A 13872-nucleotide genomic window follows, 5' to 3' on the forward strand; every position below is an offset into this window, starting at 1 on the left:
CTTTTCGAAGATTCAAACCTTATCTATAAAACGTTAAGTTAACTACTTTACTCTAAAGTGATGTAGATAACTTATCAAAACGTTCGTTTGGGTTACCCCTTGGAACTGGAGCGCATTCTAGACATTTCTCGCTGGGCGTCAACCCTTTTTTGTCATAAATTTGAAATAATCGATCGTTCGGTCAATTAACATACATACCGCGTTGTTATTGAGCTTTATTAAAGCTACTACAGTAATTATTAATTTTTTATCAGTTATAACTAAACAAAACCTAACAATGATCATTTCAGTTTACTGTAGGGGATCTTGAGATATTCGTGGATTTTAGCTAATAAAAAAGCCTCTTAAAAGAGGCTTTCATTTCAACACTTAAAAAGTATAAGTTAACTTTGTTCTCTGGCGATTGCACGATAGGCAATATCTGTTCTGAATTGTACTTCTTCCCAGCTTATTTCGTGTAATAAAGCATAGGCAGATTTTTGCGCTTGTGTAACCGTTTCGCCTAATGCAGTAGCACAAAGCACTCGACCGCCAGCAGTCACTATCTCACCATTAATTTCAGTGGTGCCCGCATGGAATGTTTTTCTGTCGGGATGCTGGTTAGTTTCTAAACCTGAAATCACTTTACCTTTGGCGTAAGTGCCTGGATAACCACCGGCCGCTAATACTACACCGACAGCTGGACGTGGATCAAAATCAATAGTCGCTGTATCTAACTTACCAGCACAGGCCAGTAAACATAACTCAACAATATCAGACTTTAAACGCATCATAATAGGTTGTGTTTCTGGATCACCAAATCGACAGTTGTATTCAATCACTTTTGGCGTACCTGTCGCATCTATCATTAAGCCAGCATATAAGAAACCAGTATAAGGGGCATCTTCTTTAGCCATACCTTGCACTGTAGGATATATGACTTCATCCATAATACGTTGATGAAGTTCAGCGGTAACTACTGGCGCTGGTGAATAAGCGCCCATACCACCTGTATTTGGTCCTTCGTCATTATTATAAGCACGCTTATGATCTTGACTTGTTGCCATGGCTAAAACATTTTTGCCATCAACCATAACAATAAAGCTCGCTTCTTCACCATCTAAAAATTCTTCGATGACAACACGATGCCCGGCATCTCCAAAAGCATTACCAGCAAGCATATCTTTAATAGCGTCTTCAGCTTCTGGCAATGTCATTGCGACAATAACGCCTTTACCAGCTGCTAAGCCATCAGCTTTAATAACAATAGGTGCGCCTTTTTCACGAACATAAGCTAACGCAGCTTCTATTTCAGTAAAATTTTGGTACCAGCCTGTAGGAATGTTGTGACGAGCTAAGAAGTCTTTAGTAAATGCTTTTGAACCTTCAAGTTGTGACGCTTTAGCACTTGGACCAAAAATAGTTAACCCCTCGGCTTGAAAGGCATCAACAACGCCGTCAACAAGTGGCTGCTCTGGGCCAACAATCGTTAGGGTAATGTTTTGAGTTTTAGCAAAGTCGACTAGTGCAGCAGTATCGCCAGCGGATATGGCAACATTTTCTACTTTATTTTCTGTTGCTGAACCGGCATTACCTGGTGCAACAAATACTTTTTCTACTTGTGATGATTGTGCAGCTTTCCATGCGAGTGCATGTTCACGACCACCACTACCTATTACTAAAACATTCATTTATCTTAACCCTACTTTATTTGCTAGAAAATATGCTAAAAAACTTGCGCCATTATAAGGGAAGTTATGGCGCAAGTCTTAAGATTATTTAGCTACTTTTGCAAATTTTAAAGTCATTCGATCACTTTCACCGATAGCCAGATATTTTTCTCTATCTTTATCTTTTAATGCAAGTGACGGGGGTAATGTCCAGACACCTTTTTCATAACTTGCTTTATCTTTAGCATTAGCATTTACTTCACTACTGGCAATAAAAGTAAATCCAGCAGCTTCAGCTTGTGCAATTGTCTTTTCCACAGAAACATAGCCGCTATTCATATCGTTAGCTGTTGCGCCTTTTGGTAAACGATGTTCAACGACACCTAAAATACCACCAGTTTTTAATGCCTTAAAGGCATCAATAAATACTTGGCTAACACCTTCTTCTCCCCAGTTATGTAAATTACGAAAAGTAAGTACCATATCCGCAGAACCATCGGGGGCTAATTCACTGGCTTTCTTAGGCACAAAGTTAGAGAGTTCAACTTCACTAAACATCTCATGACTAGCCAATTTTTTTACTAAATTTTTACGGGAATTACTGTAATAGTTGTCTTCACCGGTATCAGGATAATGAGCACCGATTAACTTTCCTTTGCCTTTTAACGCTGGGGCTAAAATTTCAGTGTACCAACCACCACCAGGTGTTATCTCAACAACAGTCATTGATGAATTAAAACCAAAAAATTCTAAGGTTTGTTGTGGATGACGGTATTCATCACGTATTTTATTAGCCGCTGATCTATGTTCACTAGCAACCGCTTGGGCTAACTGTGTATTAGCCATAGGTTGCATGGCTTGATCAGCGTAAGAAACGCTGGCTAATGACAGGCTAATGATTGAAGCTGATAATAAAGTTTTTATTGTTTTCATTTGCTTTTCCATATCAAGAATAAAGGTTAACTCGACATGTTATAGCAGATTTTAAAAGAAGAAACAGATAAGGGGGATAAAAGAAAAGTATTTAACCTTGTTGAAGTGTAACATTTTATCAACAAGGCTAATAAAGCCGTTATTTGGAAATGCTTTAAGCTGGTTAGTGAAAATTAAAAGCGGAAGCGCGGAGCGTAGTTTATCTACTTGAGCACTTCCAACGAATAATTTTATTTAACCAACGATAAGCAAACCTACTTAATGGCGGAAGTGACGCATTCCGGTGAACACCATAGCTATGTTATGTTCATCGGCAGCGGCAATAACTTCATTATCACGCATAGAACCGCCCGGTTGAATAACAGCAGTAATGCCCGCTTCAGCGGCAGCATCTAAACCATCACGAAATGGAAAGAATGCATCAGATGCCATGACTGAACCTTTAACTTCTAAGTTTTCATCTGCAGCTTTGATACCAGCAACTTTAGCTGAGTAAACTCGGCTCATTTGACCGGCACCGACACCAATAGTCATGCTATTTTTAACGTAAACAATCGCATTAGATTTCACGTATTTCGCTACTTTCCAACAGAATTGTAAGTCACGCATTTCATCAGCAGTGGGTTGGCGTTTAGTAACAACTTTCAAATCATCGCTGGTCACTTTGCCTTGGTCTCTGTCTTGAACCAATAAGCCACCATTAACACGTTTAAGATCAAAACCGGTAGTTTTGGTCGACCATTCACCACAGGCTAATAAACGTAAATTAGGTTTAGCAGCAACAATTTGTGCCGCAGCCTCTGAAACACTTGGCGCGATAATAACTTCGACAAACTGGCGAGAAACAATAGCTTCTGCTGTGTCGGCATCTAATTCACGGTTGAAGGCGATAATGCCACCAAATGCTGAGGTAGGATCTGTACGATAAGCACCTTCGTAAGCGGCTAAGATATTGTCACCAATAGAAACACCACAAGGGTTAGCATGTTTAACGATAACACACGCCGGCTCATCAAATTCTTTAACACATTCTAAAGCGGCATCCGTGTCAGCTATATTGTTATAAGAAAGCGCTTTGCCTTGTAATTGCTTAGCCGTTGAAACCGATGCTTCTTCAGGATTTGCTTCGACATAAAAAGCAGCATCCTGATGCGAGTTTTCACCGTAACGTAAATCTTCAGTTTTAATAAACTGACTGTTAAAGGTGCGTGGAAATTTGTTTTTTTCTTTAAAGTTAACTTCGCTTTTTTCACCACTTCGCGCACTAAGCATTTTGCCAAAGTAATTTGCGATCATACCGTCGTAAGCTGCAGTATGTTCATAGGCAGCAATAGCTAAGTCAAAGCGTGTGTTATACGTTAATGAATCATCGTTACTATTCATTTCTGCTAATACGCGCTCATAATCGTGAGCATTAACAATAATCGTCACATCTTTATGATTTTTTGCCGCTGCACGAACCATAGTGGGACCACCGATATCAATATTCTCAATCGCGTTTTCTAAGCTACAGTTTTCATCACTAACTGCGTTAGCAAATGGGTAAAGGTTAACGACAACAAGATCAATCGCGCTAATATCGTTTTCAGCCATAACGGCTTCATCCATACCACGGCGCGCTAAAATTCCGCCATGAACTTTTGGATGAAGTGTTTTAACACGACCGTCCATAATTTCAGGGTGACCTGTGTATTTAGAAACTTCAGTAACTTGTATACCATTATCAGCTAATAATTTTGCTGTGCCGCCGGTTGATAAAATATCAACACCTTTTTGCGCTAAACTACGAGCGAAATCGACAATACCTGTTTTATCAGAAACACTTAATAATGCACGTTTGATTGGGCGTGGAGTATCCATTGCTTTATTGTTAACCTTAAAGTTAGTTTAATTGTCTGGCCGTTGACATTTGTCCTTGGCAGTGATTTTTTAAAATAAATCCTTTACTCAGTAATGAGTAGCTAGCTGAAGAAAACCCCTTAGCTAGAAATAAAGAAAGCACCCTAGGGTGCTTTCGATTGACAGGGACAACCTGTCTATTTTTTAGTTCATGCCGTATTTTTTAAGCTTCTTACGTAAAGTACCACGGTTGATACCTAACAAGTTAGCTGCACGTGTTTGGTTACCGCGCGTATACTTCATAACTTCTTCTAACATTGGCGCTTCGATTTCAGAAAGTACAAGGTCGTACATATCATCTACATCATTACCATTTAATTGCGATAAGTAGTTACTGATAGCTTGTTTAGCTTGAGTACGTAATGGAGAATACTCAGCTTGAGTTTGGATCTTGCCAGTAACGAATGGTGATGAAATATTTTGTTCAAACATAAAGTTCAGACTCTTTCTAGTTAATTTAAATTATCAAAATACAGTTCTAATGCATCAAGTTGATCGGTAGATGACTCTAACGCATTAAAAACAGAACGAAATTTTTTCTCTTGATCATACGCGAGCATATACCAAGCAACGTGCTTACGAGCAAAACGAACACCCATAAAGTCACCGTAAAAGTTGTGTAAGTCCTTTACATGCCCAATAACTATCGGACAAATCTCTTCCAATGAGGGGGCAGACAAATGTTCACCCGTTTTCAAGAAATGCTTAATCTCTCGAAAAATCCAAGGTTTCCCTTGGGCACCACGACCCACCATTACGGCATCAGCCCCAGTAAAATTTAATACCTGCGCCGCTTTGATTGCGCTGGTAATATCGCCATTAGCCACAACGGGAATACTAACCGCTTGCTTGATGGCTTTTATCGTTTCGTATTCCGCATCCCCTTTATAAAAATCATTACGGGTGCGACCATGAACGACTAAAGACTGAATACCGTTGTGCTCAGCAATTTTAGCAATTTCAATGCCGTTGCGAGTGTTCTCACACCAGCCGGTACGAATTTTAAGTGTTACTGGCACGTTTACCGCATCAACAACACTTCGCACTATTTCTTCAACTAATTTAGGTTCTTTTAATAATGCAGAACCCGCGAGCTTTTTATTGACCTTTTTAGCAGGACAGCCCATATTAATATCTATAATTTGTGCGCCATTTTCAACATTAACTTTAGCAGCAAACGCTAACTCTTCAGGATCTGAACCGGCAATTTGTACCGAACGAATACCTGCAAATTCACTATGAATACTTCGTCGCTTAGATTTTTCGGTATGCCATACTTTGGGATTAGACGAAATCATTTCTGACACGGCTAACCCTGCTCCCATTTGACAACACAGTTGTCGAAAAGGTTGGTCGGTTATTCCGGCCATTGGAGCAAGCATTACATTACTTGATAAAGTATACGAACCTATATTCATGTTGCTGTTTTTTTGAGCTACTATTCAAAAGGGCGCTAAGTTTACGTGTTTTTAAGGGAATTGAAAAGCATATAAATTGAACAATTCTTGCTTTTTTTTGCGTTTTTAATATTGACTTTTTGCAAACTATTGATGTGAGCAGAATTTGTACAAATAGCTAACGAATACTGCTCAATTAATAACAGGGTTTTTGACTAATTTTTTTTACCTGAAAGACGAACCCATTCATCTTGAACAGCAATGGCATCCATTTCACACCACTGACTATAAATATTTTGCAGTTCATTGGCCTGTTCTTCTAAAACACCTGACAGTGCAAGGTGACCATTTGGTGCAACAAATTCAATAATCGTTGGCGCTAATTCACGTAATGGTCCGGCTAAAATATTAGCGACAACCACATCAGCTTTAAAACTTGGCTGATCTTTTGGTAAGAAAAGTTCTAAACGGTCTGCAATACCGTTGCGCTCAGCATTTGCTTTACTTGCTTGTAATGCTTGTGGATCAATATCAATACCAATGACTTTTTTCGCGCCTAGCTTAAGTGCCGCCAGCGATAAAATTCCTGAACCACAACCAAAATCAACTACAGTTTTACCGACTAAATCTAATCCGTCTAACCAGGTTAAACATAATGCCGTGGTTGGATGGGTTCCTGTGCCAAACGCTAAACCTGGATCAAGCATAACATTAACCGCGGTTGGATCAGGAACTTCGCGCCAGCTTGGACAAATCCATAAACGCTCACCGAATTTCATTGGATGGAAGTTGTCCATCCACTCTCTTTCCCAATCTTTATCTTCAAGTTGCTCTAACTTGTAAGCCATATCGTTTTTATCTGGATGGATACTTTTCAAATAAGTAATGGTTTTATCCATGTCATGGCTGGCATCGAATAAGCCCATTACCACGGTATTGTGCCAATAGATAACTTCATCACCCGGAAGCGGCTCATAAATAGGGGTATCTTGGGCGTCGATAAACGTCACGGCTTGTGCGCCACAAGCACTTAACCAATCACTATATTTTTCTGATGTGTCTTCATTCGCACTCAAGCGAAGTTGTATCCAAGGCATGGGAGGTGCTCACTATAAATTTTTCACTAGTTTAGCATTTGTTAGTTAATACCTACAAAGACTTCTGCTAGAGTATTGCTAGGATAATTATTCCCTCTGGCCTAATAAGGAACTCTACGATGCTCGATCTTCTCCCTGATTTATATGACATTTACCCTAACGCATTAACACTGGCACAACCGCTATTTACTGACTATGGCAAAAATAACATTTTTTATGGGGAAATAGTCACCGTGTCTTGTTTTAATGACAATTCAAAAGTTAAAGCTTTGGTAGATACTGACGGCACAGGTAAAGTCATGGTTATTGATGGTAAAGCAAGTACCACACGTGCACTGTTAGGTGACATGCTTGCTGAAAAAGCGGTTAAAAATGGTTGGCAAGGAATAGTCATTAATGGCTGTATTCGTGATGCGGGTACGATTGCCACGCTAAAACTAGGTGTAAAAGCATTGGGTTGTTGCCCAATTAAAACTGAGAAACTAGGTATTGGTGAAGTAAATATTCCCATTACTTTTGCCGGCATTCATTTTATTCCCGGACAGTTCATCTACGGCGACAGTAATGGTTTAGCCATCAGTGAAAAACTTTTATCATTACCGTCTTAACGCAATTGTTTAGGCTCATACACAGATTAAAGACAATATAGGTTATTTAAATGAAATATTTCCCCATTTTTCTTGAGGGTAAAAACATATCGGCGATGATCATTGGTGGTGGTGATGTCGCGGCACGTAAAATTGAATTACTGCTAAAAAGTACCACTAACATTACGGTTATGGCTGCAAGCTTATCTGAAAGTGTGAAACGATTAGTCGATGGCCATGATCTACATTGGCTCGCTCACAATTACCAAAGCGGCCATTTAATTGGCATGAACTTAGTGATTGCAGCTACCGACGATGGCGAAGTCAATAAAGCGGTTGCTGGTGAATCACAACCGCTCAACATTCTCACCAATGTTGTTGACCAACCTGAACTCTGTACTTACATCACGCCAGCAATCATAGATCGCGCACCGATGATTATCGCTATGTCTAGCTCTGGAAGTGCCCCTATATTGTTAAGGATGCTTAGAGAACAAATTGAAAAAACCCTACCCAATGGCTACGGTAGGCTTGCAGATTTCTCTTTTAAATTTCGAGATCATGTTAAAGCAAGAGTAAGAGGACTGCGCAACCGTAGGACCTTCTGGGAAAGCGTATTAAGAGGGCCTATCGGTGAGCAGATTTTACAAGGTAATATACCCGAAGCTGAACAACAGCTTATTGCCAGCATAAAGAAAGAAATTACACCGCCGGTAGGTGAAATTGTCTTTGTTCATACATTAGATGGTAATCCAGATAAATTAACCCTACAGACTCACCGAGAAATGCAATTTGCTGAAGCGGTATTTTATGACGATGACGTTAATATCGACCTAATTGAATATATACGCCGTGATGCTGAAAAGTATCCACAAAGTATTACTTCATCAATACTTATTAATTTTCAACATGCACTTGAACTCGCAGAGAATGGACAGAAAGTCATTTATCTCTTAGCAGGACACACACAGTTACCTGAAAACTCAGCATTGTCGTCGAGCAGTATTTTGAAAAAAGAATTAATAAGTGGTGCATAAGTAAAGATCTACAGCGTTTTTAGACTATAACTTACGATTAAAGGCTGATCCTGTTAAATCACCATCCCGCTTTTTAAAAAAATAATATCACTTAAAGGAAGACGGTTAATAAGACACGCATTTTTTTAGACTATAACTTACGATTTACTCACTCGTTTTTAAAAAAATAAGGCGTTAAAGTAACTCTTTAACGCCTTGAATAAGTGATGCTTTGCGCAAAGCCCACTTCTTCTGGAGAAATAATAACATTGTCGGCGCGGCGCTGACTTATAAAGACATAACAAAAGAGACTAGTTGCTCACGTTCATTAACACTTAATGCCATAAACTTGTCGGTAGCTTGTTGCGCTTCACCGCCATGCCAAAGTATTGCCTCTTCTACCGTACTCGCTCGACCATCATGTAAAAAACCTGCGGCAGGATTCACTGTTTTAGTTAACCCTATTCCCCACAGTGGTCGAGTTTTCCACTCATTGCCTGTTGCCATAAAATCACGACGATTATCTGCTAATTCTGCGCCTAAATCGTGTAATAACATGTCTGTGAAGGGGTAAATATGTTGTCCTTTTAATGACTCAGGTGCAGGTACTCCTCCCACCAAAATATCACCACTCATCGTAGTAAAGTCTGTTTGATGGCAAGACACACAACCGACCTCTTCAAATAATTGTGCGCCGGCAATTACCATTTCATTATTTATATTGCGTCTTGATGGCACCGCTAATGTTTCCGCATAAAAAACAACATCATCTGAGAACTCTTGGCTTGCTTCACTACCTCCTTGTTCATCAACACCGGTATCAATAAAACCTGTCCGCGTTAAATAGCTTTCATGCAAAGGTGAATTAGCGATACTCTCCTGTGGGAATAACGGATTGGTAATCCCCATATCACCCCGTAATGCGCCTAGAGACTGAACACGAACACTGGGTGTGCTTGCTTTCCAGCCAAAGCGTCCAAGTGACACAGGCATAAGATCTTTGTTTTTCGCTTTAATTGGGTCGAAAACCCAATTTGGACGACCTGAAATACCATCGTTATTGGTGTCTAGCTCATCACTTAACGCTAATATATCGGCTTCGGCGATGAGTTCTAATAAACCTAAACCAAAGATTGGCATGCCATTACGTGGGCTATAACGCACATCAACCTGCATAATTGCACTATCGCGTTGTTGACCGTCGCCAACATCGTAAGCATTTTCAATGGTAAATACCGGTTTCTTTAATTCAACCGTATCACCATTGGCATACGTTATTGTTTTAAATTCATAAGCTAAATAAACATCGGCTTGACCAACAAAAGGGTGATCTTGCCAATCAGCCCGTGCTTTTAACACACCTCGATGAAATAGCTGGGTACCAAAACCTTGCACAGGCTTATTTTGACAATAGTTATTATTAATTGACGGCGCTGTGCATTCACCGTCTTCAATACTCATTCTCAAAAAAATACCGGCATTAGCGCCTAATAAAATACGATCTTGGTCTTGTGGAATGGTTAATGTAGATGGACGACCATCACGCTGGTGGCATGAGTTACAATTTTGATTATTAAAAACCGGTCCCAAACCATCTAATTCAGGGTGTTCCATATTTGGCGCTGTTGTAAACGCCATTTCAAAATTAGCATCGCCAGTCAGGTGTTGGTTTAGTTCAGCGTCAGTTAAGGTCGTTATTGGAGTTGAAAAGCCATGCCCTGAATCACTAGCATCAAATGCTGTCGCTTTATCACCTAGGTTTTCAACAAAAGTATAATCAGGGTAATCAGGTTCAACAACAGCATTATCATTTGACTGACTATCACGATTACAGGCACTAAGAAATAATGTTGCCAGTAAAAGATTAATCGTAATTATTAAACCCTTGTTTATATTATTCATATTTAACATAAGTTTTGTTCTATTTATAAATTAAAGGGAAGTGCATCCTTGCACGGCTTACATCCTTTAGGGGTCGGTTAGCAACTAAATCACTGTTAGTTATTCCAGTTATTCAACAATATAAGCACATCACTCTCTAATGATGTTTGTAAAATACTTAAAGCATCAATAGCGGCTTGAATACGAACACGTGCTTCTACATCATTAATTGCTTGCCTGAACGGCATATCATTTTCACCTGAAATCGCTTTAATTGCTGTTATTGCTGTCGTTATTTCGGTATCGATGCGAATAGCTAAAGCACTATCCGCGGCTTGAACGAAATTAATAATTCCTACATCGGTCACAGCTTGTGAATTTGTGGTCCCTAGGTAAACATTTTTAACCCCTTGAATATTATTTGTGAAATCAGCCAGTGAATTCCAACTGTATTGTGATTCAACTAACGAGGTATCCGTTGAGTTAATATCACTACCAAAGGGTTCAGCAATTTTTCCGTTAGCGACTTCATCAACAATACCTATCATGCCATTAATTAATTCTTCTACGACGCCTAGTTCAGACGCATAAATGTCATTACCTGGTATCAGCAAAAATTCTTGGTAGGGTAATGAGTTTGTATCATTGGCATCATGTCTAACCGTCCATGCATCAAAAAGCGATTGGGTATATTCACGAAACACTTCTGCAGTAGCAGCTAAATATTCACGCTCTAACGCTGTCATTTCATCTATCGCTTTAGCATTATCGGTTAAGCCATCGCCAAAAAGTAGAAACTCCATGGTATGAAAGCCCTGAACATCGTCGTTAAATAACTTAATAACCTCGGCATTAAAACCACTTTGTGTTGCTAATAAACTTTGCAGATCACTGGTATTTAATGGCCAGGTATCTAAATGAGGATCTATAGATAAGGCATCTACTGGTCCAAAAATATGAGCTTCTCCTTGCTCCCAAGGTTGGCGAACTGTTTGCCATGCTTGTTGAGTTGCCAATAATGTTTCTTGGCTCGGAGAATTTAATAATGACAAGGTCGCTAAGTGAAAGATCTCTGCTTTGGTGTTCAGGTCGTTATAACCTTCAACAATAATATCGTTTGTTATATTACTTATCATAGCGGTTGCATCAAACGCGAAGCCTGATGGTTCTTCTATAACAGGTATTGACTGTGAAGAACTGCTACCACCACATGCAGATAACATTAATATTGCTGTGGTCGTTGCGAAGAGTGAAGTTTTCAATGACATTTTTAATTCCTTTAAATTTACAGTCGTCTTTTAAACTGATGGTTATATTGAAAAATAATAGCCCATCGATAGGCTAAAACTTTGGGTATTATCAAGGTTGCTTTGTGCATAAGATTTTTCAGCAAACTGAGCTTTGAGTACCACATTTTTTATTGGTATGTAGTTCACACCGATGGCAATTTCTTTAATATCAAAACGAGAGGTAGCTAAGCCCCCTGCTACTTCTTTAATAGGGTTGGCATAATCATATGAAGTAAATAGATACAAAGGTTTGCTAAGACCAAGCAGAAATTGACTGTTATAGGCGACTTCTAGAAATGCTGACTCAGCTTCACTACCTAATTGAGCAAAGTTACCTGGTTTTAATCCTGGCGTTGTTTTATTAGCGGCAGTAATGGCTAAGCTGTCATCTAATTTGCCGAATAAATACTGACCTCGTAGCGTCCAATCTTGATAACGATAAACGCCATTGAGCCCGATAATGGATAAATGGCCATCCGCTGAAATATTATTGGTATTATTGCGATTACCACTGGTGTTACCGCTGTAAAAACTAGCGCCTATCCCTGAGCCTTTTTTAAGGTCGCCATAATCTACTCGAAGCGTTAACGCTAAGTCGTCGGCATTGATCGTTTCGAATCTTTTTTGGTGACCACTGGCTACCCAGCGATAAGTACGAAAGTATTCAGAATTAAGGCCTGTCGTCAGTAAAGCTTGCGCCTTAAATCCTTGCCAATTTGCAGTGAAGTTAATCCCGGTTTCATGCCAAACTTGGGGGATAAGTGTTGATTCACTCCAATGACGCTGGGTAGTAAAATATTGATCAGGTTTGTGTAACTCAGTCCCTAAACCCACAGGGACAAATATTCTGCCAAGTTTAATAGCAAAGTAGTCATTGTAAGCATATTTGAGTTCTAATTTTTCAACCAGAACTTCACCACCCGCTTCTATCTCAGTTTCAAATTCGCCGAATTCTTCGAAGCCATCATATTCTAATGCTGCGCCCGTACCACCATGTTCGTACTCTAACTCTATTTCAACTTGCCATTGGGGATCAAACCGATAACCAAATTCTAAAACAACGCGTTCGACATCAGTTATGCTGCGCTTTTGTGGTTGTGTGTCTTGCGTGTTACGAAAAACATCTTCCGTTTTATAAAGTACACTGCCATAAGAGGTAATGTGCCAATTTTTGACGGCTGAATAATTTAGCTGATCTTTATGACTTGTTGAGGATACGGCTAGACTTAATTGTCTAAGTTCACTTTGAAGCTTTTCAATTTGTTGCTGTTGTTTGTTAAAGTTAATAACAGAGGGTTGATCATCAGCCTGAGCAAGGTTACAAAAACTGACCATTGCCAATGTTGATAAAACAGAAATTTTGTTTTTCATCTTACTGCACCAATACAAATACGAATCACTTTCATTTGCATGTATTGTAATTAGCTCTAATGATTATTGCAAACAATAATAGTTATCATTCGTAATTAATTTCATTCTATTCTTTTGATCACTGAAATAAGACATAAAAAAGACGCCTAAGCGTCTTTTCTTGAATTCTCGTGAGAACTAAAATCTGCAATTATGTGATGCCTCTTTTAGGTACAGCGATACAACACCTGCTCTGTGTTAGCAACTTTGACTGTTTGACAATTTCACTAAAATTTAGTGATAAAAAAAGACGACTAAGCGTCTTTTTTTGAATTCTCGTGAGCACTTAAACCTGCAATTATGCGATGCCTCTTTCAGGTACAGCGATACAACACCTGCCCTGTGTTAGCGATTTTACAGTTTTGCTAAAATTTAGAGATAAAAAAAGACGCCTAAGCGTCTTTTCTTGAGTTCTCGTGAGAACTAAAATCTGCAATTATGCGATGCTTCTTTTAGGTACAGCGATACAACACCTGCTCTGTGTTAGTAACTTTGACAGTTTTGACTGTTTGACAATTTCACTAAAATCTAGATATAAAAAAAGACGCCTAAGCGTCTTTTCTTTAAGTTCTCGTGAGAACTAAAATCTGCAATTATGCGATGATTTTAGATACAACACCAGCACCAACAGTACGACCACCTTCACGGATAGCGAAGCGTAAACCTTCATCCATCGCTACTGGGTTGATTAGCTCTACAACAAATTTCAAGTTG

The 13872-nt window shown here is 39.3% G+C and carries 12 protein-coding genes; 2 read left to right on the top strand and 10 right to left on the bottom strand.

The genetic code is table 11. The features are described 5' to 3' along the window. Window positions 1-383 precede the first annotated feature (383 nt). The 6 genes from purD to prmA form a co-directional block, all read right to left on the bottom strand. Window positions 384-1670: a phosphoribosylamine--glycine ligase gene (gene purD / locus H4J75_RS19055; RefSeq protein WP_182218422.1), complete on the bottom strand. Its 1287-nt coding sequence runs from the start codon at window positions 1668-1670 to the stop codon at window positions 384-386. A gap of 84 nt (window positions 1671-1754) precedes the next feature. After that, a complete protein-coding gene (locus H4J75_RS19060) occupies window positions 1755-2582 on the bottom strand; it encodes a class I SAM-dependent methyltransferase (protein ID WP_182222978.1) in 828 nt (275 codons plus the stop codon). A 258-nt stretch (window positions 2583-2840) separates the two neighbouring features. Next, entirely contained in the window at window positions 2841-4442 is a 1602-nt protein-coding gene (purH, locus tag H4J75_RS19065; RefSeq protein ID WP_070375035.1) for a bifunctional phosphoribosylaminoimidazolecarboxamide formyltransferase/IMP cyclohydrolase, read from the bottom strand. Window positions 4443-4625: 183 nt separating this feature from the next. Then, the gene (gene fis, locus H4J75_RS19070; protein WP_070375036.1) at window positions 4626-4913 is read right to left on the bottom strand and encodes a DNA-binding transcriptional regulator Fis; all 288 of its coding nucleotides are present in this window, start codon (window positions 4911-4913) and stop codon (window positions 4626-4628) included. 20 nt (window positions 4914-4933) lie between these two features. Beyond that, on the bottom strand, window positions 4934-5899 hold the full coding sequence (gene dusB / locus H4J75_RS19075; protein ID WP_182222979.1) for a tRNA dihydrouridine synthase DusB: 966 nt from the start codon (window positions 5897-5899) through the stop codon (window positions 4934-4936). Between the two features lie 194 nt (window positions 5900-6093). Further along, a complete protein-coding gene (gene prmA, locus H4J75_RS19080) occupies window positions 6094-6975 on the bottom strand; it encodes a 50S ribosomal protein L11 methyltransferase (protein WP_070375038.1) in 882 nt (293 codons plus the stop codon). Window positions 6976-7094: 119 nt separating this feature from the next. Here prmA and H4J75_RS19085 point away from each other — a divergent pair, with 119 nt between their 5' ends. Together H4J75_RS19085 and H4J75_RS19090 are read left to right on the top strand one after the other, a co-directional pair. Further along, the gene (locus H4J75_RS19085) at window positions 7095-7583 is read left to right on the top strand and encodes a putative 4-hydroxy-4-methyl-2-oxoglutarate aldolase (protein ID WP_182222980.1); all 489 of its coding nucleotides are present in this window, start codon (window positions 7095-7097) and stop codon (window positions 7581-7583) included. Window positions 7584-7633: 50 nt separating this feature from the next. Then, entirely contained in the window at window positions 7634-8599 is a 966-nt protein-coding gene (locus tag H4J75_RS19090) for an NAD(P)-dependent oxidoreductase (protein ID WP_182222981.1), read from the top strand. A 267-nt stretch (window positions 8600-8866) separates the two neighbouring features. Here the strand turns inward: H4J75_RS19090 and H4J75_RS19095 are convergent, their stop codons facing one another. The 4 genes from H4J75_RS19095 to H4J75_RS19110 all read right to left on the bottom strand — a co-directional run. Continuing rightward, window positions 8867-10480, bottom strand: a complete 1614-nt coding sequence (locus H4J75_RS19095) for a di-heme oxidoredictase family protein (RefSeq protein WP_182222982.1) — start codon at window positions 10478-10480, stop codon at window positions 8867-8869. A 95-nt stretch (window positions 10481-10575) separates the two neighbouring features. Further along, window positions 10576-11727: an imelysin family protein gene (locus H4J75_RS19100; RefSeq protein WP_182218433.1), complete on the bottom strand. Its 1152-nt coding sequence runs from the start codon at window positions 11725-11727 to the stop codon at window positions 10576-10578. A 42-nt stretch (window positions 11728-11769) separates the two neighbouring features. Further along, complete coding sequence (locus H4J75_RS19105; protein WP_182222983.1) at window positions 11770-13119, bottom strand: hypothetical protein; 1350 nt, start codon at window positions 13117-13119, stop codon at window positions 11770-11772. 632 nt (window positions 13120-13751) lie between these two features. Further along, window positions 13752-13872 (bottom strand): hypothetical protein (locus H4J75_RS19110; protein ID WP_220465367.1); only part of this gene is annotated, 121 nt, incomplete at its 5' end.

Source organism: Colwellia sp. BRX10-1 (assembly GCF_014077545.1).
In the GTDB taxonomy this organism is placed as follows: domain Bacteria; phylum Pseudomonadota; class Gammaproteobacteria; order Enterobacterales; family Alteromonadaceae; genus Colwellia_A.

Bases quoted from the DNA above. Each gene is read 5' to 3' on its own strand.
- purD (WP_182218422.1), bottom strand. From the start codon at position 1,670: ATGAATGTTTTAGTAATAGGTAGTGGTGGTCGTGAACATGCACTCGCA.
- H4J75_RS19060 (WP_182222978.1), bottom strand. From the start codon at position 2,582: ATGAAAACAATAAAAACTTTATTATCAGCTTCAATCATTAGCCTGTCA.
- purH (WP_070375035.1), bottom strand. From the start codon at position 4,442: ATGGATACTCCACGCCCAATCAAACGTGCATTATTAAGTGTTTCTGAT.
- fis (WP_070375036.1), bottom strand. From the start codon at position 4,913: ATGTTTGAACAAAATATTTCATCACCATTCGTTACTGGCAAGATCCAA.
- dusB (WP_182222979.1), bottom strand. From the start codon at position 5,899: ATGAATATAGGTTCGTATACTTTATCAAGTAATGTAATGCTTGCTCCA.
- prmA (WP_070375038.1), bottom strand. From the start codon at position 6,975: ATGCCTTGGATACAACTTCGCTTGAGTGCGAATGAAGACACATCAGAA.
- H4J75_RS19085 (WP_182222980.1), top strand. From the start codon at position 7,095: ATGCTCGATCTTCTCCCTGATTTATATGACATTTACCCTAACGCATTA.
- H4J75_RS19090 (WP_182222981.1), top strand. From the start codon at position 7,634: ATGAAATATTTCCCCATTTTTCTTGAGGGTAAAAACATATCGGCGATG.
- H4J75_RS19095 (WP_182222982.1), bottom strand. From the start codon at position 10,480: ATGAATAATATAAACAAGGGTTTAATAATTACGATTAATCTTTTACTG.
- H4J75_RS19100 (WP_182218433.1), bottom strand. From the start codon at position 11,727: ATGTCATTGAAAACTTCACTCTTCGCAACGACCACAGCAATATTAATG.
- H4J75_RS19105 (WP_182222983.1), bottom strand. From the start codon at position 13,119: ATGAAAAACAAAATTTCTGTTTTATCAACATTGGCAATGGTCAGTTTT.